This window comes from Stenotrophomonas daejeonensis, from assembly GCF_001431505.1.
In the GTDB taxonomy this organism is placed as follows: Bacteria; Pseudomonadota; Gammaproteobacteria; order Xanthomonadales; family Xanthomonadaceae; genus Stenotrophomonas; species Stenotrophomonas daejeonensis.
This window is the reverse complement of the sequence record NZ_LDJP01000016.1, coordinates 24,200-41,374: the sequence shown is the minus strand read 5'-3', so window position 1 is coordinate 41,374 and position 17,175 is coordinate 24,200. Positions and strand designations below refer to the sequence as shown.

The window sequence follows — 17,175 nt, the reverse complement described above, 5'->3', positions numbered from 1 at the left end:
CCGAATCCCGACCGCAGGAGATGGCCGTGAGCATTGACCAACCGATCCGCATCAGCCTCGAACAGGACGGCGACTACGCCTTCCGCATCGGCTTCGACGACACCGCGCTGGCGCCGCTGCTGGGCGACGAACCGGCGCCGCTCGGCCACGACCGGGGGCCCAACCCGTCCCGCCTGCTGTTGGCCGCGGTGGCCAACTGCATGGCCGCCAGCCTGCTGTTCGCCCTGCGCAAGTTCAGGAACGCACCGGGGCCGCTGAAGGCGAGCATCCGTGCCCAGCCCGAGCGCAACGCCGATGGCCGCTGGCGCCTCACCGGCGCGCAGGTCGAGCTGCAACTGGCCGACCCGGCCGCCGACTACCAGCAACTGCCGCGCATCCTCGAACAGTTCGAGGAGTTCTGCGTGGTTACCCAGAGCGTGCGCGCCGGCATCGACGTGCAGGTGGTGGTCAAGGACGGCAGCGGCGCGCTGGTCCACGACAGCCGCGCGGGAGCGGGTGCGTGACTGCGCCGTTGCGGGTGGCCTGCCCGCACTGCAACGCGCTCAACCGCGTCCCCGGCGAGCGCCTGGGCGAGCGCCCGAACTGCGGGCGCTGCGGCAGGGCGCTGTTCGACGCGCATCCGCTGGCGCTGGACGCAGCGGGTTTCCAGGCTCATGCGATCGACAGCGAGCTGCCGCTGCTGGTCGATTTCTGGGCGCCGTGGTGCGGCCCGTGCCGGATGATGGCGCCGCATTTCGAGGCTGCCGCCGCGCAGTTGGAGCCACGGCTGCGGCTGGGCAAGGTCGACACCCAGGCACAGCCGGAGCTGGGTGCGCGCTTCGGCATCCGCAGCATTCCAACGCTGGTGCTGTTCAAGGGCGGCCGCGAACGGGCGCGCCAGCCGGGCGCGATGGGGCAGGCCGACATCGTGCGCTGGGCGCAGGCGCACGCCTGAGCTTTCCGTAGGTGCGGGGCTTGCCCCGCACCGGGTATTCCCGGCAAAGCCCCATGCGGGGCAAGCCCCGCATCCACGAGGCGGTTCTGCCGCTCACTCGATCTGCCGCGCCGGGTCGCTCAGTTCCAGTTCGCGCAGCACCACGCTGGCCTGGGTGCGGTTGCGCACGCCCAGCCGCTCGAAGATCGCCGACAGGTGCGCCTTGACCGTGCGTTCCTGCACGTCCAGGCGGTCGGCGATCTGCTTGTTGAGCAGGCCCTCGGCGACCAGCGCCAGCACCCGGAACTGCTGCGGCGACAGGCTCGCCAGCCGCGCGGCCAGTTCGCTGTCGTGGCTGGACGACTGCGCCCGCGCCACCGCCGCACGCAGCGAGGCCGGCAGCCATTGCTCGCAGGCCATCACGCTGCGGATCGCTTCGCGCAGTTCGTTCAGGCCCGAGCTCTTGGGCAGGTAGCCGGCCGCGCCGTGGTCGAGCGCGCGCCGCACCACGCGCGGGTCGTCGTTGGCCGACACCACGATCACCGCCACGCCCGGGTGCTGGGCGCGGATCGCCGCCAGCCCGGCCAGGCCGTGGTTGCCGGGCATGTGCAGGTCGAGCAGGATCAGGTCGGTGTCCGGCGCGGCGTCCAGCGCCGCCAGTACGCCTTCCAGCGATTCGGCTTCATGCACCTGCAGATCGGCCATCGCCTCGCTGGCCGCCTGGCGCAGCGCGGCGCGGAACAGCGGGTGGTCGTCGGCGATCAGCAGGTTGGGCATGGGGCTAGGAACGAGTGGGGAGGAACGAGGAACGAGTAGAGGCAAAGGCAAGGGCGAAAAGCAAGCGCGAAAAGCAAGCGCGGCACTGCTCTCACTCGTTCCTCTTCACTCGTTCCTGCTTCACTGCGCCGTCCAGGCGCCATCCATCGGCAGCGCCGCGCCGGTGAGGTTGTGCGCCTCGCGGCGGCACAGCCACACCACCATCGCGGCGATGTCTTCGGGCAGCGACATGCGCTGGCTGGGCTGCTTTTCCTCCAGCAACGCGCGCACGCCGTCGTCGCGGCTGCCGCCGTTGCGGTGGGCCTGGACCTGCGGCTCGATCAACGGCGTCTCCACCCAGCCCGGGCACACGCAGTTGACGGTGACGCCGCCGCTGTCGCGGCTGCCGGCGGCCGCGTACTCCAGCGCCGCCACCTTGCTCAGGCCGACGATGCCGAACTTGCTGGCCACGTAGGGCGCCTTGTTCTTCGACGCCACCAGCCCGTGCACCGAGGCGATGTTGACCACCCGGCCGTAGCCGCGTTCGGCCATGCCCGGCAATGCCTGCTGCATGGTGTGGAAGGCGGCGCTGAGGTTGATGGCGATGATGTCGTCCCATTTGGATGTGGGCTGCTCGGCCAGCGGCGCGGCGTGCTGGATGCCGGCGCAGTTGACCAGCACGTCGAGTGTGCCCCAGTCCTGCACCTGCGCCATCAGTGCCGCGATCTCTTCGGGCCTGCGCAGGTCGGCGCCGAAATGGCAGGCCTCGGCGCCGGCCTCGCGCACGCTGGCCAGCGCGGCGTCGATCTGCTCGGGGCTGCCGAGGCCGTTGATCGCCACGCGCGCGCCGGCCGCGGCCAGCGCGCGGGCGATGGCCAGGCCGATGCCGGAGGTGCTGCCGGTCACCAGCGCGGTGCGGCCTTGCAGGAAGCGGTCCATCGGGAACTCCATGAAACGGGTGTGGGGATGCCGCAGAACGTAACAGCCGCGGCGCCGTCGCGCGTGGTACCAAAGTACGATGGGCCCGGTGGAAGGCTCTGTTAACGTGCCGCCATGACTATTTCCCTCCTGCGCGCCGCTTGCGGCCTCCTCGTCGGGTTCGGCCTGGCGTCCTGTGCCAGCGGGCCCGCCCGCCCGTCCGTGGAGCCTTCCATGTTCAGCAACGAATTGCGCAGCGAACACCGTGGCGACGACGACCTGCTGACCGCCGGCCTGGGCTTGGCCGGGCTGCGCAGCATGGCGCCGCCGGCGTTCGCCGACGCCGCCGCGCCGACCGTGGACGAATTGCGCCGGCGCGCGCTGTGGGGCAGCTGGCGCGGCATCGCCGACCTGGTCCCGGGCGGCGGCTACGGCGAACTGTTCGGCACGCTGGCGCCGGTGCCGGGCCGCGAATACTCGGCCTATGCGCGCCTGCCCGGTGCCAGCCAGCCGCACCGGGTGCTGGCGCAGGTGCCGGACAACTTCGACACCGGCAAGCGCTGCGTGCTGGTGGCGCCGGCCTCCGGCTCACGTGGCATCTACGGCGCGGTGTCGGTGGCGGCGGCCTGGGGCCTGCCCAGGGGCTGCGCGGTGGTCTACACCGACAAGGGCGCCGGCAGCGACTATTTCGACCTCGACGCGCAGGTGGGCGTACGCGCCAACGGCATGGTCGGCAAGCTGGGCGAGGCCGCCGACCTGGCCTTCGTGCCGGATGCGCCGATGAATGCCTCGGGCGTGGCCTTCAAGCACGCCCATTCGCAGGACAACCCGGAGGCCGACTGGGGCCGCCACGTGAAGCAGGCCGCCGAGTATGCGCTGCTGGCGTTGGACCAGGCTTACCCGCAGGCGGCGCCGTTCACCTTCGACAACACCCGCATCATCGCGGTGGGCATCTCCAACGGCGGCGGCGCGGTGTTGCGCGCGGCCGAACTGGAAGGCGACTGGCTCGACGCGGTGGTCGCAGGCGAGCCCAGCGTGCTGTCTGATGGCCCCGGCAACCGCGCGCTGTACGACTACGCCACCGAGGCGGCGCTGCTGATGCCGTGCGCGCAGCTGCACATGGCCGATCTGCCGCAACCGCCGTTGACCGCCGCCTTGCAGGCCGGCGCGGCCGTGCGCTGCGCGACGCTGGCGGCCGAGGGCGTCATCGGCGGTGCAACGCCTGCCGCGCAGGCCAGATCCGCCTACGAGCTGATGCTGGGCAAGGGCTGGACCGATGCCGGCCTGCGTGCCGGAGCGCTGTCCACCGGCTTCGACCTGTGGCGTGCCATCGCCGCCACCTATGCCTCGGCCTATGGCCGCTATGGCGTGGGCGAGCATCCGTGCGGCTTCGGCTTCGCCGCACAGAACCCGGACTTTTCGCCGCGTGCGGCCAGTGCCATCGAGCGTGCCGCGTGGATCGCCGATGGCGGCGGCATTCCGCCCGGTGCCGGCGTCGGCTTGCTGGACAGCAAGGTGCAATTGCCCGATCTGACTTACCCCGGCCTGAAATGCCTGCGTGCGTTGTGGGACGGGCAGGGCGAGGACGCACGCCGGGTGCGGGCCGGCATCGAGCAGACCCGCGCCGGCCTGCCGCGCGCCGGCCTGCCGGTGATGGTGGTGCACGGTACCGACGACGGCCTGATCCCGCCGGCCTTCAGCAGCGCGCCGTACGTGGCCGCGGCCAAGGCCGCCGGGCGCGAGGTGAATTACTGGCAGGTGCGCCACGTGCAGCACTTCGATGCGTTCCTCGGCCTGCCGGACTACGGCGCGCGCTACCTGCCGCTGCTGCCCTATGTCTACGCCGCGCTGGACCGCGTGCAGGAACGGTTGGACAAGGGCACGCCGCTGCCGGCCGATGCGGTGATCGAGACCGTGCCGCGCGTGGGCAAGTCGCTGACGATGGAAAATCTCGCGATGCCGAAGTAGTCCGTAGGAGCGCACCTTGGTGCGCGATGAAGCTTCGCCGGGAAAGCCCATCGCGCACCAAGGTGCGCTCCTACCGAGATGGCGGCAATGGCATCATGCCGCGATGGAAATCCTGAGCTTCCCCTCCCGCGTCATTCCCGCTGCCGACTATCGCCGAGAGCGTTGGCGCAACGGGCTGGGCTGGACCCGCGAGATATTGCGCCTGCCCGTAGAGGGCGAGTGGCAACTGCGCCTGTCCATCGCCGAGATCGAGCAGGACGCGGCGTTCTCGGCCTTCCCCGGCGTCGAACGCGAGCTGGTGCTGCTGCATGGCGAAGGCCTGCGCCTGCGCTTTGCCGATGGTCGCTGCGAAACCCTGTTGCCGCCGCATCAGCGGCTGCGCTTCGCCGGCGAGGACGAATTGACCGGCGAACTGGTCGATGGCGCCACCCAGGATTTCAACCTGATGTGGCGGCGCGCGGACCTGCGGGCCGAGCTGCTGCATCGGCCGCTGGTCGGCAACATGCTGTTCTTCACCGAACCGCAGGCGGCATGGGCGATCCACCTGCTGGCCGGGCAGGCGGCCTTTGTCGATGGCGCATTGCCGCCGTTGCAGGCCGGCGATACCGCGTGGCTGGGGGCAGGCGAGCGCCGCCGCTACTCGCTGGATGGCGGTGGCGAATTGCTGGCGATCCGGGTCACGCCGGCGTAGGTCGGGGTTACACCCCCGACGCCTCGGGATTGCTCCAAAAGCATGTCGGGGGTGTAACCCCGACCTACGGTGCGCTCAATACACGTCGCGGCGGTAGCGGCGTTCGAGGGTGAGCCGTTCCTTGCGCTCGCTGCCCAGCGCCTGCGCGATCACCGCGTCCACCGCCGGGGCCATGCCCTGCAGGCTGCCGCAGACCAGCACGGTGGCGCCGTCCCCGACCCATTGCCGCAGCACGTCGGCGTGGGCGGCCAGGGCGTCCTGCACGTAGCGATGCGCCTGCCCGTCGCGGCTGAACACCGTGTCCAGCCGTTCGATCCAGCCGTCGCGCTGCCACTGCCGCAGCTCGTCGCCGAAGTGGAAATCGTGGGCGTGGCTGCGTTCGCCGAACAGCAGCCAGTTGCGGCGCGCGCCGGCGTCGATGCGCGCGCGCAGGTGCGCGCGCAGGCCGGCGATGCCGGTGCCGTTGCCGATCAGCAGCAGCGGCGCGTCGCCTGCCGGTGGATGGAAGTTGCTGTTCTCGCGCAGGCGCAGGTCGATGCGCGCACCGATCGCGGCGTGGTCGCAGAGCCAGCCGCTGGCCAGCCCGGGCGTGCCATCGGCATGCGCCTGCCGGCGCAGCAGCAGTTGCAGGCCGCCTTCGGCGGGCAGCGAGGCGATGGAGTATTCGCGGTGCGGCAGCGGTTGCAGGCGGGCGGCCAGTGCGTCGGCATCGCTGGCGGTGATGGCATCGGGCAGCCGCGAGGCGGCCAGCAGGTCGCGCAGTGCGCGGCCATTGGCCAAGGTCGTGCCGGGGTCGAAGCCGTGCGCCTGCATCCAGCGTTCGACGGTGGCCGGCGCATGGCGCGGGCCGATCTCGGCGATGTCGCCGGCCTGCCACTGCGGCAGCGGGCCGTCCGCCGGTTGCAGGTGCAGGTGGAACACAGGGCCGCCGGCGCTGCCGGGGTTCAGCAGCTTCCGGTCGCACAGCTGCCAGTGCTGGTAGTCGGGCGCGCTCCAGTCGGCTTGCGGGTTGCCGTCGCCGAGCTGGCCGAGCAGTTGCTGCCAATGGCGCAGCGCGGCCGGGTCGGCGTTGTCCACCTCGACGGTATCGAACAACGGTTGCGCGCCGTGCCGGCGCAGCCAGTCGTCGAGCTGGTGGCCGAATGCGCAGTAATGGTCGTAGCTGCGGTCGCCCAGCGCGAGCACCGCGTACTGCAGGTGCGGCAGCGCCGCCGGCTGCTTCATCACCCGGCTGAGGAAGGCCAGGGCATGGTCCGGCGGGTCGCCCTCGCCGGTGGTGCTGGCGACGAACAGCGCCTTGCGCGTGGCCGCCAGCAGCGCGGCATCGACTTCGTCCAATGCCCGCAGGCGGACCTTGCAGCCGCCTTCGCGCAGGCTTTGCGCGCTGCGCTCGGCCAACTGCCGGGCAAAACCGGTCTGGCTGGCCCAGACCACCAGCAAGGGCGGTTCACCGTCGCTGCCGGCCTCGTCCCTGCGCGGCCGTGCGCGCCACCACAGCACGAGGCACCACGCCAGGTAGGCGCACAGTGCGGCCAGTGCGCCGGTGCGCCGTGCGGGCAGGGGTGCAGCCAGCCACCAGTCCTCGCCCATGTGCAGCCGCAGCAGCAGGCCGGCGGCGACCAGCAGCAGGGCGATGACGGCAAGGTTGCCGGCCAGTGCACGGGGCGGGCGCGAAGGGTTCATGTGGCGCTGGCGTCCAGATGCTGGCGGAAGGCGGGCGACAGGGTTTCGGCCAGCCCTTCGTCGCCACGCTGGACGAAGCGCGCGGCCAGCCCCTGCGCTTCGGCGAAGGCCGGCCCCACGGTGGCGCCCATCACCGTCAATGCGGTGGCCCAGGCGTCGGCGAGCATCGCCTCGCGGTGGATCACGGTGACCGCGGCGGCGGCCGCCGCCACCGGCGCGTGCCGGCGCGGGTCCAGGGTGTGGCTGTAGCGCGTGCCGTCCTGTTCGTAGCGGTGCCAGCGGTCGCCGGAGGTGGCCACCGCCAGGTCGTCCAGTGCCAGCACCCGGGGCGGGTAGTCGGCACCGGCGTCTTCCTCCGGTGCCGATTCGACCAGCACGCGCCACGGCTGGCCATCGGGCTTGCGGCCGTAGCCGTGCAGCTCGCCGCCCACCTCGACCAGCGCGGCGGCGACATCCTGCGTGCGCAGCCAGCGGCCGACCAGGTCGACGCCGTAGCCCTTGGCGATGGCCGACAGATCCAGGTGCAGGCCGCCGGGTTGCACTACCGCTTGCCGTTGCGCGTCCAGTTGCAGCCGTTGCCAGCCGCAGCGCGTGGCGGCTTCCCGCACGAGCGCGGCCCCGGGCACGCGCTGCCGCCCGGCATCGGCGCCAAAGCCCCACAGCGCGAGCAGCGGGCCGAGGGTGGGATCGAAGGCGCCGTCGCTGCGCTGCGCGACGTCGTGCGCGGCCTGCAGCACCCGCCAGAAATCGTCCGGCAGCACCTGCCAGCTGCCGGCGTCGGCACGGTTGTAGCGGCTGATGTCCGAGCGGGCCTCCCACGTGCTCATCTGCGCGACGACGCGGTCGAGCTGCTGCTGGATGCCGGCGTGCAGCGGATGCAGGTCGCGGTTGCGCGGCGCCACCAGCTTCACGCTCCAGGAGGTGCCCATGCTGTGGCCGCCGAGGGTGGCGATGTCGGAATGGGAAGGCATGGGGATGGGCGGGGCGAGGCTCGGGAACGAATGCGTTGGTTGGGTTGGGCGTGGCCAAGCCCAGCGTCGGGGGGAACGAGCATGGAGGCACCGGGAGTCCCTTCGTCGGCGCAATCTGCTTGCCGGGATGCGGATTTTGGGGGGCGGGCTCCCGGTGGTTCAGGTGACCGGGCTCCGTTCGCCCCTCACCCCAACCCCTCTCCCGTTGGGAGAGGGGCTCAAGTCCGTGCTGCTGGTCATGGGGTCGGGCGGAGAGGGAGCTGCGGGTGCTGCTTCCTCTCCATTTCCCCGCCTTACTGCGGCAGCACTTCCAGCGTGGCGACGTAGCTCAGGCGGCGCACGTTGGCCTGCGGGACCGCGACCTTGTCGTCCTCGGTGCCGGTTTCCAGCCAGTACATGCCGGCTTCCGGCCAGGTCACGCTGAACTCGCCGTTGGCATCGCTGGTGGCCTTGATCTCCTCCTGCGCGTTGCGGTAGCGGGTGCCGCCACGGACGATCTCCACTTCCAGCCCGGCCTGCGGCTTGCCATCCACCAGCAGGCGGAACCTGGCCGCCTCGCCGGCGAACAGGTCGTTCGGGTGGCCCAGGACCACCAGTTCCAGGCCCTGCCCGCTGGGCTTGAGCGCGGTGTCGTTCGGGGTGCCGTTGGTGACGAAGGTCTCCACGCGGCCCAGGCTCTGGGAAACCTTCAGGTCGGTGGCGTTCTTCGGTACTTCGCTGGCGAATTTGGCGGCATCACCGCGCCAGCGCTTGGGCTTGCCGTCTTCCTTCCAGCTGGCCATCAGGCCGGCGTTGACGTTGGACAGGCGGTAGGTGCCCTGCTGGGTGAGTTCCAGGTCGAACACGCTGCGGTACTTGCCGGTGGCCAGGTTCTGCGGCTGCGCGGTGCTGCCGTCGGGCGCGGTGACCATCAGCCCGTCCAGCCGCAGCGGCACGTGGTTGAAGTAGAACAGGTCGTTGGAGACCGCCGCGTCCACGGTGATCCACGGGTTCTGCCCGGCGATGACCGTCTGCGACGGCAGCAGCCATGCCTTGTGCGCGGCGGCGGTGAACGGAAGGGCGGCGGCAAGCGCGGCGGCGAGGAGCAGGGAACGTTTCATCTGCGGACTCCGGTTCGGGTGGGCAATCAGGGTTTGATGGCGAGGGTGACGGCACCGAGCTCGGTGCTGCCTTGGGCGCGGCCGTTCTGGGCCGTGCGCGCCGGCCAGGTGAAGGGGATCTTCAGCAGCTCGCGGCCGCCGACTTCGCGCACCGCTTCCACCACCAGCGCGTACTGGCCGGCGGGCAGGTCGCGCAGCTGCGGCTGGCTGTCGCCGAAGCTCAGCGCGTGGGTGCCGGCCGGGCGGGTCGGGCCGGTCACGCCGTCCACCGGCACCTGCAGGTTGCGGCCGCTCTTGCGCCACCACTGGCGCAGGTCCGGCAGCCACTTGGTGCCGTGCCCTTCGTTGTTGGAGGTCTGCTGGTACCACACCGACAGGTTGGCGGCGGCCTTCTGCTCGGCGTCCTCGATCCACACGGCCACATACGGGCGGTGGTATTCGGCCACGTTGAGCTTGGGGACTTCGACGTTGACGTCGATGCTGGCGGCGTAGGCGGCCGGGGCGGTGGCGAGCAGGCCGCTGAGGGCGATGGTCAGGGTGACGCGCATGGTGCGACTCCGTGGAGGGAATGGGTCAGTGGATCAGGAGCAGGGCGATCAGCAGCGGCACCAGCAGGCCCAGGCCGACCAGCGGCCAGGTCATGCGCCGCTGCCGCGCATGCAGGTGCAGCAGGAAAAGGCCGGTGATGCAGAACACCAGGCAGGCGATGGCGAACACGTCGATGAACCAGCCCCAGCCGGGGCCGGCGTTGCGGCCCTTGTGCAGGTCGTTGAAATAGGACACCCAGCCGCGCCGGGTCTGTTCGTATTCCACCGCGCCGGTTTCGCGGTCGATGCTCAGCCACGCATCGCTGCCGGGGCCGGGCATGGAGAGGTAGATTTCCTCGGGCGACCACTCGCCGCTGCGCCTGCCGATGGATACGCCCAGTTCGCGCGACAGCCAATCGGCGACCTTGGCCGGCAGCGGTGCATTGCCTTCTTCGCGCGTGCCCAGGGCTTCCAGCATCGGCGCGGGCAGCTCCAGCTGGCGGTTGCTCACCTGCGGGGTGGCTTCGATTTTCGCCGCGTGGTTGAGGGTGATGCCGGTGGCCGCGAACAGCAGCATGCCGACCAGGCACACCGCCGAGCTGATCCAGTGCCACTGGTGCAGCGTGCGCAGCCAGAAACCACGGCTGGCCTGCTGCTGGACGAGATGGGCGGTGGAGCGTTCGGCGGACACGTGCGCGGAGGGGAATCAAAGAACCGGGATTAGAGCATTGATGAGAATGATTCGCAATTTGTGTCGATCTGTATCCGTAGTGGGAGCGGCATTCCCCTGCGGGCAATACTCAACTTTGCAGGCTGAGGTGGTATCGCTTCGAGCTGCTTGATTTCATTAATTAATGTGCATACATTAATTGCATGGAGATCAGCCATGACCCGGCCAAGGAGGCCCGCAACATCGCCGAGCGCGGTTTGTCTTTCGAGTGGGTCGCCCGATTCGATTTCCGGACAGCCCTCTTCTGGATCGATAAGCGCAGGGATTACGGCGAAGTCCGTTACAGCGGCTTGGGTCGAGTGGATGGCCGGGTCCATGCGCTGGTATTCATCGAAACGCCGGTTGGCATCCGTGTCATCAGCTTCCGCAAGGCGAACAAACGCGAGGTACAGCACTATGAACAAGCGTCCGGATCCTGAGCGGACCGATACCGAAAACCCGGAATGGACGAGCGAAAGGGTCGAGCGCGCCGTTCCGTTTTCCTCGCTTCCCGGATCGTTGCAGGCAAAATTGCGCAGCCCGGGCCGTCCGAAGGCGGAAGTGGTCAAGGAGCGCATCACCATCCGCCTGTCCCCCGACGTGCTGGCGTCGTTCCGTGCCACCGGCAGCGGCTGGCAGACGCGCATGGACGCCGCGCTGCGCGATTGGCTCAGGGAACACCCGCATGCATCGGCATGAGGCTGCATCGCCTCCGCACCCGGCATGGGCCGGGTGCGGGGGCAGCTCCCTGTTGCGTCAGAAGCGGAAATTCAGGCTTACCCAGAAATTGCGGGCCTTGTCCTTGTTGTTGTAGTGATCTTGCGGACTCAACGTCCAGGTGCCGTCGCCGTTGTCGGTGAAGTTTGCATCGTAGGTGGTGAAATCCCGGTCCAGCAGGTTGTTGATACGGGCATTGACGGTCAGCCATTGCGTAGCCTCGAACGAGGCGCCCAGGTGCAGTACGGTGTAGTCCTTGTAGTGCAGGTGCTCGCCGGTGCTGCTGACGCCGCGGTAGCGCTTGGAGCGCGCTTCGCCGGTGAGGAACATGCTGAAGCGATCCGTTGCATGCCAGTCCAGTGAGGCATTGGCCATGTGCTTGGCGCTGTTGGTCAGCGGGCGGCCCTTCTGGCTGCCGCTCTTCTGCTCGCTGTCGGTGTAGGTGTAGTTGGCGCGGAAGGCGAAGGCTTCGCTGATCTTCCAGCGGCCCGCCACCTCGGCACCCTGCACCACGGCCTCGTCGATGTTCACCGTCTTGCTGCTGCTGGCATAGCCCAGGTCGAGGTATTCGCCGGAGCTGATGCAGCTCAGGGCCAAGCCGGTACCGCAGGGCTGGCTGGCGATCTTGTCGTCGAACTTGTTGTGGAACAAGGTGGCGTTGAAGCCGTGCCCGGCCGGGTGTTGCCAGTACAACGCCAGCTCGGTGCTGGTGCTGGTTTCCGGCTTCAGGTCAGGGTTGCCGAACATCGGCGAGGTACCCTGGCCGCCGAAGCCGGTGACGCCGTCATACAGTTGGGTGGTTTTGGGGGTCTTGAAGCCGGTGCTGACACCGCCCTTGACCGTCCACTGCTTGCTGACCGCATAGACGCCATACAGGCGCGGGCTGACCTGGCTGCCGAAGACTTCGTGGTCGTCGTAGCGCAGGCCGGCAGTGAGGGTCAGCGGTTCGGTCACCTTCCAGTTGTCCTCGACGAACAGCGAGTACATGTTGTGGTCCTGCTTCAGCCCCGGGGTGCCGCTCTCGGTGCCGAACACGCCGTCGGTCAGTTCGCCGCGGATGACCTGGGTGCCGGCCACCAGGGTGTGCTCGCCAGCGGCGGTGAACGGGATGTCGAGCTTGGCGTCCAGCGTGTACTGCGCGCTTTCCAGGACGCGCTTGGGGCGCGGCAGGAAGGTGGATTCGGCCAGTGCGCGGCGCTCGTCCAGGCTCATGCCGGCATAAGCGCCGGTGGCGTCGATCATCTGCAGCAGGTGCTCGCGCTCGGCCACGGTGAACGGCATGGTGCGGCCGTCGTTGTTGGTGGCCACGTGTGCCAGCGAGATGAAGCTGTTGCCGAAGTCCCATTGGCCTTCATGGGTCAGCGCTCAGGCGTCGCGGGTGAACTCCTGCACCGGGCCATAGCCGGCGCGCGGGTTGGCACGACGGCCCCAGGTGCCGCCGTTGGTGGCGCAGACAGTGGCATCGCTGCCGGTCGCACCGAGGCAGGCGTTGCCGGCCAACCAGATGCTGTTGATGTTGTCCACGGTGCCGACCGGATATTCCTCGTTGCCGGCATCGTTGATCTTGATGGCGTTGTCGTACTCCTGGCGTGATGCGTCGTAATCGAAGGTCACGGTCTGGTCATCGCTCGGCATCCAGGTCAGGGTGATGCCGCCGGCCTTGTTGGTGTTGTCCACGGTCTTGCCGCCGCTGCCGAAGCCCAGCGAACGGTTGTGTTGCTGGCCGGCCGGATCGGTGACGGAGGCATACACCGGGTTGGAGGCCTTGCGGTCGTACCAGCTGCCGCGCGCGCTGAGATTGAGCACGCCCGGTACCAGGGCACCGGTGACGAAGAAATCGGCGGTAGTGTCGTCACCGAAGGCATCGTTGGTTTCGAAAGTGCGGGCGATGCTGGCCGAACCATGCCAACTGTCGAGCGTGCGCTTGGTGATGATGTTGATTACCCCGCCCATCGCATCAGCGCCATAAAGCGTGGACATCGGCCCGCGGATCACCTCGATGCGCTCGATCGCATCCAGCGGCGGGATGTGGTTGAACTGGTTGCCGCCGAAGTTGTTCGGGTAGATGTCGCCGTGGTTGTTCTGGCGGCGGCCGTTGACCAGGATCAGGGTGTAGTCCGAGCCCATGCCGCGCATGGAGATGGTGCCCTGGCCGGTCTTGTCGCGGGTTTCGCCCACGTCCACGCCTTCCAGGTCGCGCACCGCGTCGAGCAGGGTGACGTAGGGGCGTTTGGCCAGTTCCTCGCGGGTGATGACCGAGATGCTGGCCGGCGCGTCGGTGATCTTCTGCTCGAAGCCGGCCGCGGTGACCACCACCTTGTCCAGCGTGGTCGGCTGGCCGGCGGGGGCGCCGGAGGCAAGGGCCGGGGAGGAGAGCGCGGCAAGCAGGGCGATGGACAGCGTGTTGCGCGAACGGCGGGCATGGAAGCGATGGCGCAGGGCCATGATGGAAACCTCGGAGTGGAAAAATGGGTGTGGCGAACCGGCGGCGCGCGCGGGCGCCGCGCGGTTGCGCGGAGAAGAACGGGAGACGCGGGGTCGCCGCCGCGGAGTCGCGGCAGGCACGGGCGGAACGGCCGGCTCAGGCCAGCGGGGGCGCCTGGCCGCGTTGCCGCCGCCAGCGCAGGGGCGTGGCGGGCGGGCAGGCCGATGGGACGGCCGGTACGCTGGACAGCACGACCGGCTCGGCGCCGGCCATGCGTGCCGGCGGCAGTGCCGGGGCCGGGTGGCTTGCCGCCGCGCGCGAGGCCTGCAGGGGCGCCGCGCGGCGCAGCTTGGCCGGGGCCTGTTCCTCGGCGAACTCGCGGGCCGGGGCTTCTTCGCCACCGGCGTACGTGCCGCCGGCCAGCGTGGCCGCGGCCATGGGCAACGCCAGGCCCTGCCACTGCGGCAGCAGCATCGAGAACACCGCCAGCAGCACCAGCACGGATGCACGCAGGCCGGCACGCAGGCGCGTGGCGGCAGGCAGGCGGCGATGGAGGTGTGGCTGGCGCACGCGAATCCCCGAATGGTGCGGAGTGCGCCGGATCCGCAGATCCGGCGGGTGCGGAGTGTAGTTGGGATTCGTTATCGGATGCAAATAAGAATTTATCTTGTTTGCATCGGCTTGACGGAGGTCAGGCCGGAATGGGGAAACCTGCCTGCCGGCTCAGACCTCGGCCCACTGCCGCAGCAGGTTGTGATAGATGCCGGTCAGCTGCAGCACCGCGCCGGCGTCGGCATTGCCGCGGCGCAGGGTTTCGATGGCGCCGTCCATTTCGAACAGCGTGCGCCGGCGGGCGTCGTCGCGGATCATGCTCTGCACCCAGAAGAACGAGGCCAGCCGCGCGCCGCGGGTCACCGGCGTGACCTGGTGCAGGCTGCTGGAGGGGTACAGGATCAGGTCGCCGGCCGGCAGCTTCACTTCGTGCTCGCCGTAGGTGTCGCTGATGACCAGCTCGCCGCCGTCGTATTCGTCCGGGTCGTTGAGGAACAGCGTGCACGATACGTCCGAGCGCAGCTGCTCGCCCTGGGCGAGGTTCATCACCGCGCCATCGACGTGGAAGCCGTAGGTGCCGCCGCCGGTGTAGCGGTTGAAGCGCGGCGGCAGGTATTTGAGCGGCAGCGCGGCGCCGAAGAACAACGGGCTGCGCTTCAGCGCGGCCAGCACCGCCCGGCCCAGCTCGGCCTTGAGCGGCGAGCCGTCGGGCAGCTGTTCGTTGCGCTTGACCTGCGCGCCCTGCGCACCGACCGTCTCGCGGCCGTCGGCCCAGTCGGCGCCGTCCAGCGCGCGGCGGAAATGCGCCACTTCGTCGGCGCCGAGGATGTTGGGGATGTGCAGCAGCATGCGAAGGCTCCATGCGGGGACGCCTTCCCTGCGGAAGGCGTCCCCGGTCACCACGGTTGGATCAGGAACGTCGGATCAGAAGTGGAAGTCCGCGCTGAACAGGAAGGTACGCGGGGTACCCGGGGTGTAGCGGTAGCCGCTCTTGTTGATCGCGGCCACGTACTGCTTGTCGAACAGGTTGTAGGCGTTCAGGCGCAGCACCAGGTGGTCGTTGACCGTGTACGACGCCATCGCATCGTAGACGGAGTAGGACTTGGTGAACGCCGGGGTGCCCTTGGCGCCGTCGGTGCCGCGGTGCATCTCGCCGGAGTAGCGTACGCCACCGCCGATGGTCAGGCCGAACGGGAAGCTGTAGGTGGTCCAGCTGGTGAACGCGTCTTCCGGGGTATAGGTCAGGTTGTTGCTGCCGTCGGCGGTCAGCAGGCCGCCCTTGTCCACCTGGGTCTTCTGGTGGGTGTAGCCGGCCGACACCGACCAGTTGTCGGTGATGCGGCCGACGGTGGAGATTTCCACGCCTTCCACGGTCTTCTGGCCGTTCTGGTAGTAGCCGTCATCGTTGTTGCCGGTGATCTCGTTGGTCACCTCGGTGCGGAACAGGGCCAAGTTCAGCGCCAGCGCGTCATCGAGGAAACTCCACTTGCTGCCGACCTCGGCGGTGCGGGTTTCCTGCGGGTCCATGTTGATGCTGTTGGCACTGTTGGGCGACTCGTTCAACTGGAAGTTGCTGCCGCCGGGGGGCTGCTGCGAGAGGGCGTAGTTGGCGTACAGGCGGATGGCCTCGACCGGCTTGTAGACCGCGCCGAGCTTCCAGTTGACCAGGGTGTCCGAGTCCTCCAGCGTCGGGCTGGCGATGACGGTGCCGGCCGGGTTGCTGCCGCAGGCCGGGCCGCCGCGACCGCCGCATACCGCGGCATTGGCGTATTCGGTCTTGTAGTGGTCGGCGCGCACGCCGGCGGTCAGCATGAAGCTCTCGCCGAACTTCAGCGTGTCGAACAGGTACAGCGACGAGGTGGTGGTCTTGCCGTCGTTGTGGGCGCCGGTGCGGTGGGTGCTCAGGCCACTGGCGTTCCAGTCCGGGTGGTACAGGTTGGCGGGCGTCCAGTTGCCGTCGACGGTGCCGGCCAGGCCCCAGGACTTCTGTTGCTCGCGGGTGAACTCCAGGCCGGTGCTCAGGTTGTGCTGCACGCTGCCGGTGGCGAAGTCGGCGCGCAGGTTGAGCTGGTCGGTGAGGATGGTGTTTTCCTGGTTCTTGTAGGTCAGGTTGCTGCGCTTGAGGGTGTAGCTGGACAGGTCATCGATGTCGGTCCACTTGATGTTGCCGGCCAGCGGGTTGTCGACGTTGCCGCCGGTGGACATGAACGCGGTCAGCAGGTAGTCCTGCTCGGTCTTGCCCCAGCGCGCGATGTTGCTCAGCTTCAGCGTGTCGGAGAAGTCGTGCTCGAAGCGGAAGGTGGCCTGCTGCGCGGTCACGTCGTCGTGGTCGTAGCGGGTGCCGTAGAAGTTTTCCGGATCGACCGGGTGTCCGGCCAGCTGCTCCAGGCCCGGCTGCGGCTCCCAGCCCGGCAGGCCGATGGTCGGCACGAAGCCATCGGGGATGTTGTCCTGCTTGAGGTAGAGCAGGTTCAGGTGGTAGCGGGTGTCGGTGCCGAGGCCGAAGCCCAGCGACGGCGCGATGCCCCAGCGGCTGTTGTTGACGTGGTCGCGGCCGGCGACGTCGCTGTCCTGCCACAACCCGTTCAGGCGCAGTGCCGAGGTTTCGCCCAGGGTCTGGTTCCAGTCGGCGGTGGCGCGCTGCTGGCCATCGACGCCGGCCGAGACGGTGCCGGAGACGGCATCGTGCAGGTGCGCCTGCTTGCTGACCATGTTGATCGCGCCGGTCGGCGCGCTGCGGCCGTTGTCGGTGCCGGCCGGGCCCTTCACCACTTCCACCTGCTCGGTGTTGAACACGTCGCGCGAGATCGAGCCGAGGTCGCGCACGCCATCGACGAAGATGCTGCTGGAGGTGTCGAAGCCGCGCATGTACACGGTGTCGCCGGTGCTGGTGTTGCCGTTCTCGCCGGCATAGAAGGTGCCCACGCCGGCGCTGTTGCGCAGCGCTTCGGTCAGGGTGGTGGCGCCCTGCTGGTTGAACAGGTCGCCGGTGATGACCTGGACGGTCTGCGGGGTGTTCTGCAGGGTCTGGGTGAACTTGGGCGAGGCGGATTTCTCGCTCTTGTAGCCGCGGGTGGCGTGCACCTCGACCTGGTCCAGGGTGCGGGCATCGGGCGGCGCCTCGGCATGGGCAAGGCCCGGCAGCGCGGCCAGGCTCAGGCCGGTGACGAGGCCGGCGGTGGCCAGGTGGCCGACGGTACGGGCGGGGGAGGCGTGCTTGCGACTCTTGATGTGGCTCATGGAGT

At 69.2% G+C, this 17,175-nt stretch carries 18 protein-coding genes; 6 read left to right on the top strand and 12 right to left on the bottom strand.

Annotated features, from left to right (window positions below):
* Nucleotides 1-26: 26 nt before the first annotated feature.
* Entirely contained in the window at nucleotides 27-503 is a 477-nt protein-coding gene (locus ABB34_RS03620; RefSeq protein WP_057639952.1) for an OsmC family protein, read from the top strand.
* Nucleotides 500-934, top strand: a complete 435-nt coding sequence (gene trxC, locus ABB34_RS03615; RefSeq protein ID WP_057639883.1) for a thioredoxin TrxC — start codon at nucleotides 500-502, stop codon at nucleotides 932-934. Before ABB34_RS03620 ends, trxC begins: the two co-directional genes overlap by 4 nt.
* Before the next feature lie 93 nt (nucleotides 935-1,027).
* On the opposite strand, the gene ABB34_RS03610 is transcribed toward trxC, so the two are convergent.
* Nucleotides 1,028-1,690 carry a response regulator transcription factor gene (locus ABB34_RS03610; RefSeq protein ID WP_057639882.1) on the bottom strand — a complete coding sequence of 221 codons (663 nt, stop codon included), beginning with the start codon at nucleotides 1,688-1,690 and terminating at the stop codon, nucleotides 1,028-1,030.
* 120 nt (nucleotides 1,691-1,810) lie between these two features.
* Complete coding sequence (locus ABB34_RS03605) at nucleotides 1,811-2,608, bottom strand: 3-hydroxybutyrate dehydrogenase (RefSeq protein WP_057639951.1); 798 nt, start codon at nucleotides 2,606-2,608, stop codon at nucleotides 1,811-1,813.
* Between the two features lie 213 nt (nucleotides 2,609-2,821).
* Between ABB34_RS03605 and ABB34_RS03600 the strand changes: the two genes are divergently transcribed.
* Entirely contained in the window at nucleotides 2,822-4,555 is a 1,734-nt protein-coding gene (locus ABB34_RS03600; protein WP_057639881.1) for a 3-hydroxybutyrate oligomer hydrolase family protein, read from the top strand.
* Nucleotides 4,556-4,658: 103 nt separating this feature from the next.
* Nucleotides 4,659-5,246 (top strand): HutD/Ves family protein, encoded by a 588-nt coding sequence (locus ABB34_RS03595; RefSeq protein WP_057639880.1) that lies wholly within the window; start codon nucleotides 4,659-4,661, stop codon nucleotides 5,244-5,246.
* 75 nt (nucleotides 5,247-5,321) lie between these two features.
* Here ABB34_RS03595 and ABB34_RS03590 read toward each other — a convergent pair whose 3' ends face one another.
* The 5 genes from ABB34_RS03590 to ABB34_RS03570 form a co-directional block, all read right to left on the bottom strand.
* On the bottom strand, nucleotides 5,322-6,929 hold the full coding sequence (locus tag ABB34_RS03590) for a sulfite reductase subunit alpha (RefSeq protein ID WP_057639879.1): 1,608 nt from the start codon (nucleotides 6,927-6,929) through the stop codon (nucleotides 5,322-5,324).
* Nucleotides 6,926-7,900: an FAD:protein FMN transferase gene (locus tag ABB34_RS03585; protein WP_425478961.1), complete on the bottom strand. Its 975-nt coding sequence runs from the start codon at nucleotides 7,898-7,900 to the stop codon at nucleotides 6,926-6,928. The genes ABB34_RS03590 and ABB34_RS03585 overlap by 4 nt, the downstream gene beginning before the upstream one ends.
* 293 nt (nucleotides 7,901-8,193) lie before the next feature.
* The gene (locus ABB34_RS03580; protein WP_057639878.1) at nucleotides 8,194-9,000 is read right to left on the bottom strand and encodes a DUF4198 domain-containing protein; all 807 of its coding nucleotides are present in this window, start codon (nucleotides 8,998-9,000) and stop codon (nucleotides 8,194-8,196) included.
* Between the two features lie 26 nt (nucleotides 9,001-9,026).
* Nucleotides 9,027-9,548, bottom strand: a complete 522-nt coding sequence (locus ABB34_RS03575; protein WP_057639877.1) for a DUF2271 domain-containing protein — start codon at nucleotides 9,546-9,548, stop codon at nucleotides 9,027-9,029.
* 25 nt (nucleotides 9,549-9,573) lie between these two features.
* A complete protein-coding gene (locus ABB34_RS03570; RefSeq protein WP_057639876.1) occupies nucleotides 9,574-10,218 on the bottom strand; it encodes a PepSY-associated TM helix domain-containing protein in 645 nt (214 codons plus the stop codon).
* 182 nt (nucleotides 10,219-10,400) lie between these two features.
* Between ABB34_RS03570 and ABB34_RS03565 the strand changes: the two genes are divergently transcribed.
* Nucleotides 10,401-10,676 (top strand): BrnT family toxin, encoded by a 276-nt coding sequence (locus ABB34_RS03565; RefSeq protein WP_057639875.1) that lies wholly within the window; start codon nucleotides 10,401-10,403, stop codon nucleotides 10,674-10,676.
* Entirely contained in the window at nucleotides 10,654-10,935 is a 282-nt protein-coding gene (locus ABB34_RS03560; RefSeq protein ID WP_057639874.1) for a BrnA antitoxin family protein, read from the top strand. The genes ABB34_RS03565 and ABB34_RS03560 overlap by 23 nt, the downstream gene beginning before the upstream one ends.
* A 57-nt stretch (nucleotides 10,936-10,992) precedes the next feature.
* Here the strand turns inward: ABB34_RS03560 and ABB34_RS15630 are convergent, their stop codons facing one another.
* The 5 genes from ABB34_RS15630 to ABB34_RS03540 all read right to left on the bottom strand — a co-directional run bounded on the left by ABB34_RS15630 (nucleotide 10,993) and on the right by ABB34_RS03540 (nucleotide 17,170).
* Nucleotides 10,993-12,261, bottom strand: coding sequence for a TonB-dependent receptor domain-containing protein (locus ABB34_RS15630; protein ID WP_245625399.1), 1,269 nt, complete (start codon nucleotides 12,259-12,261; stop codon nucleotides 10,993-10,995).
* A 57-nt stretch (nucleotides 12,262-12,318) separates the two neighbouring features.
* Nucleotides 12,319-13,398, bottom strand: a complete 1,080-nt coding sequence (locus ABB34_RS15625) for a TonB-dependent receptor plug domain-containing protein (protein ID WP_245625398.1) — start codon at nucleotides 13,396-13,398, stop codon at nucleotides 12,319-12,321.
* A gap of 136 nt (nucleotides 13,399-13,534) precedes the next feature.
* Nucleotides 13,535-13,948 (bottom strand): hypothetical protein, encoded by a 414-nt coding sequence (locus ABB34_RS03550; RefSeq protein WP_057639873.1) that lies wholly within the window; start codon nucleotides 13,946-13,948, stop codon nucleotides 13,535-13,537.
* Between the two features lie 153 nt (nucleotides 13,949-14,101).
* Complete coding sequence (locus ABB34_RS03545; protein WP_057639872.1) at nucleotides 14,102-14,779, bottom strand: Fe2+-dependent dioxygenase; 678 nt, start codon at nucleotides 14,777-14,779, stop codon at nucleotides 14,102-14,104.
* Between the two features lie 75 nt (nucleotides 14,780-14,854).
* Nucleotides 14,855-17,170 carry a catecholate siderophore receptor Fiu gene (locus tag ABB34_RS03540; protein ID WP_057639871.1) on the bottom strand — a complete coding sequence of 772 codons (2,316 nt, stop codon included), beginning with the start codon at nucleotides 17,168-17,170 and terminating at the stop codon, nucleotides 14,855-14,857.
* Between the last annotated feature and the right edge of the window lie 5 nt (nucleotides 17,171-17,175).

Excerpts from the sequence above, each read along its gene's own strand:
- ABB34_RS03610 (WP_057639882.1), bottom strand. The coding sequence starts at position 1,690 with ATGCCCAACCTGCTGATCGCCGACGACCACCCGCTGTTCCGCGCCGCG.
- ABB34_RS03605 (WP_057639951.1), bottom strand. The coding sequence starts at position 2,608 with ATGGACCGCTTCCTGCAAGGCCGCACCGCGCTGGTGACCGGCAGCACC.
- ABB34_RS03600 (WP_057639881.1), top strand. The coding sequence starts at position 2,822 with ATGTTCAGCAACGAATTGCGCAGCGAACACCGTGGCGACGACGACCTG.
- ABB34_RS03595 (WP_057639880.1), top strand. The coding sequence starts at position 4,659 with ATGGAAATCCTGAGCTTCCCCTCCCGCGTCATTCCCGCTGCCGACTAT.
- ABB34_RS03590 (WP_057639879.1), bottom strand. The coding sequence starts at position 6,929 with ATGAACCCTTCGCGCCCGCCCCGTGCACTGGCCGGCAACCTTGCCGTC.
- ABB34_RS03585 (WP_425478961.1), bottom strand. The coding sequence starts at position 7,900 with ATGCCTTCCCATTCCGACATCGCCACCCTCGGCGGCCACAGCATGGGC.
- ABB34_RS03580 (WP_057639878.1), bottom strand. The coding sequence starts at position 9,000 with ATGAAACGTTCCCTGCTCCTCGCCGCCGCGCTTGCCGCCGCCCTTCCG.
- ABB34_RS03575 (WP_057639877.1), bottom strand. The coding sequence starts at position 9,548 with ATGCGCGTCACCCTGACCATCGCCCTCAGCGGCCTGCTCGCCACCGCC.
- ABB34_RS03565 (WP_057639875.1), top strand. The coding sequence starts at position 10,401 with ATGGAGATCAGCCATGACCCGGCCAAGGAGGCCCGCAACATCGCCGAG.
- ABB34_RS03560 (WP_057639874.1), top strand. The coding sequence starts at position 10,654 with ATGAACAAGCGTCCGGATCCTGAGCGGACCGATACCGAAAACCCGGAA.
- ABB34_RS15625 (WP_245625398.1), bottom strand. The coding sequence starts at position 13,398 with ATGGCCCTGCGCCATCGCTTCCATGCCCGCCGTTCGCGCAACACGCTG.
- ABB34_RS03545 (WP_057639872.1), bottom strand. The coding sequence starts at position 14,779 with ATGCTGCTGCACATCCCCAACATCCTCGGCGCCGACGAAGTGGCGCAT.
- ABB34_RS03540 (WP_057639871.1), bottom strand. The coding sequence starts at position 17,170 with ATGAGCCACATCAAGAGTCGCAAGCACGCCTCCCCCGCCCGTACCGTC.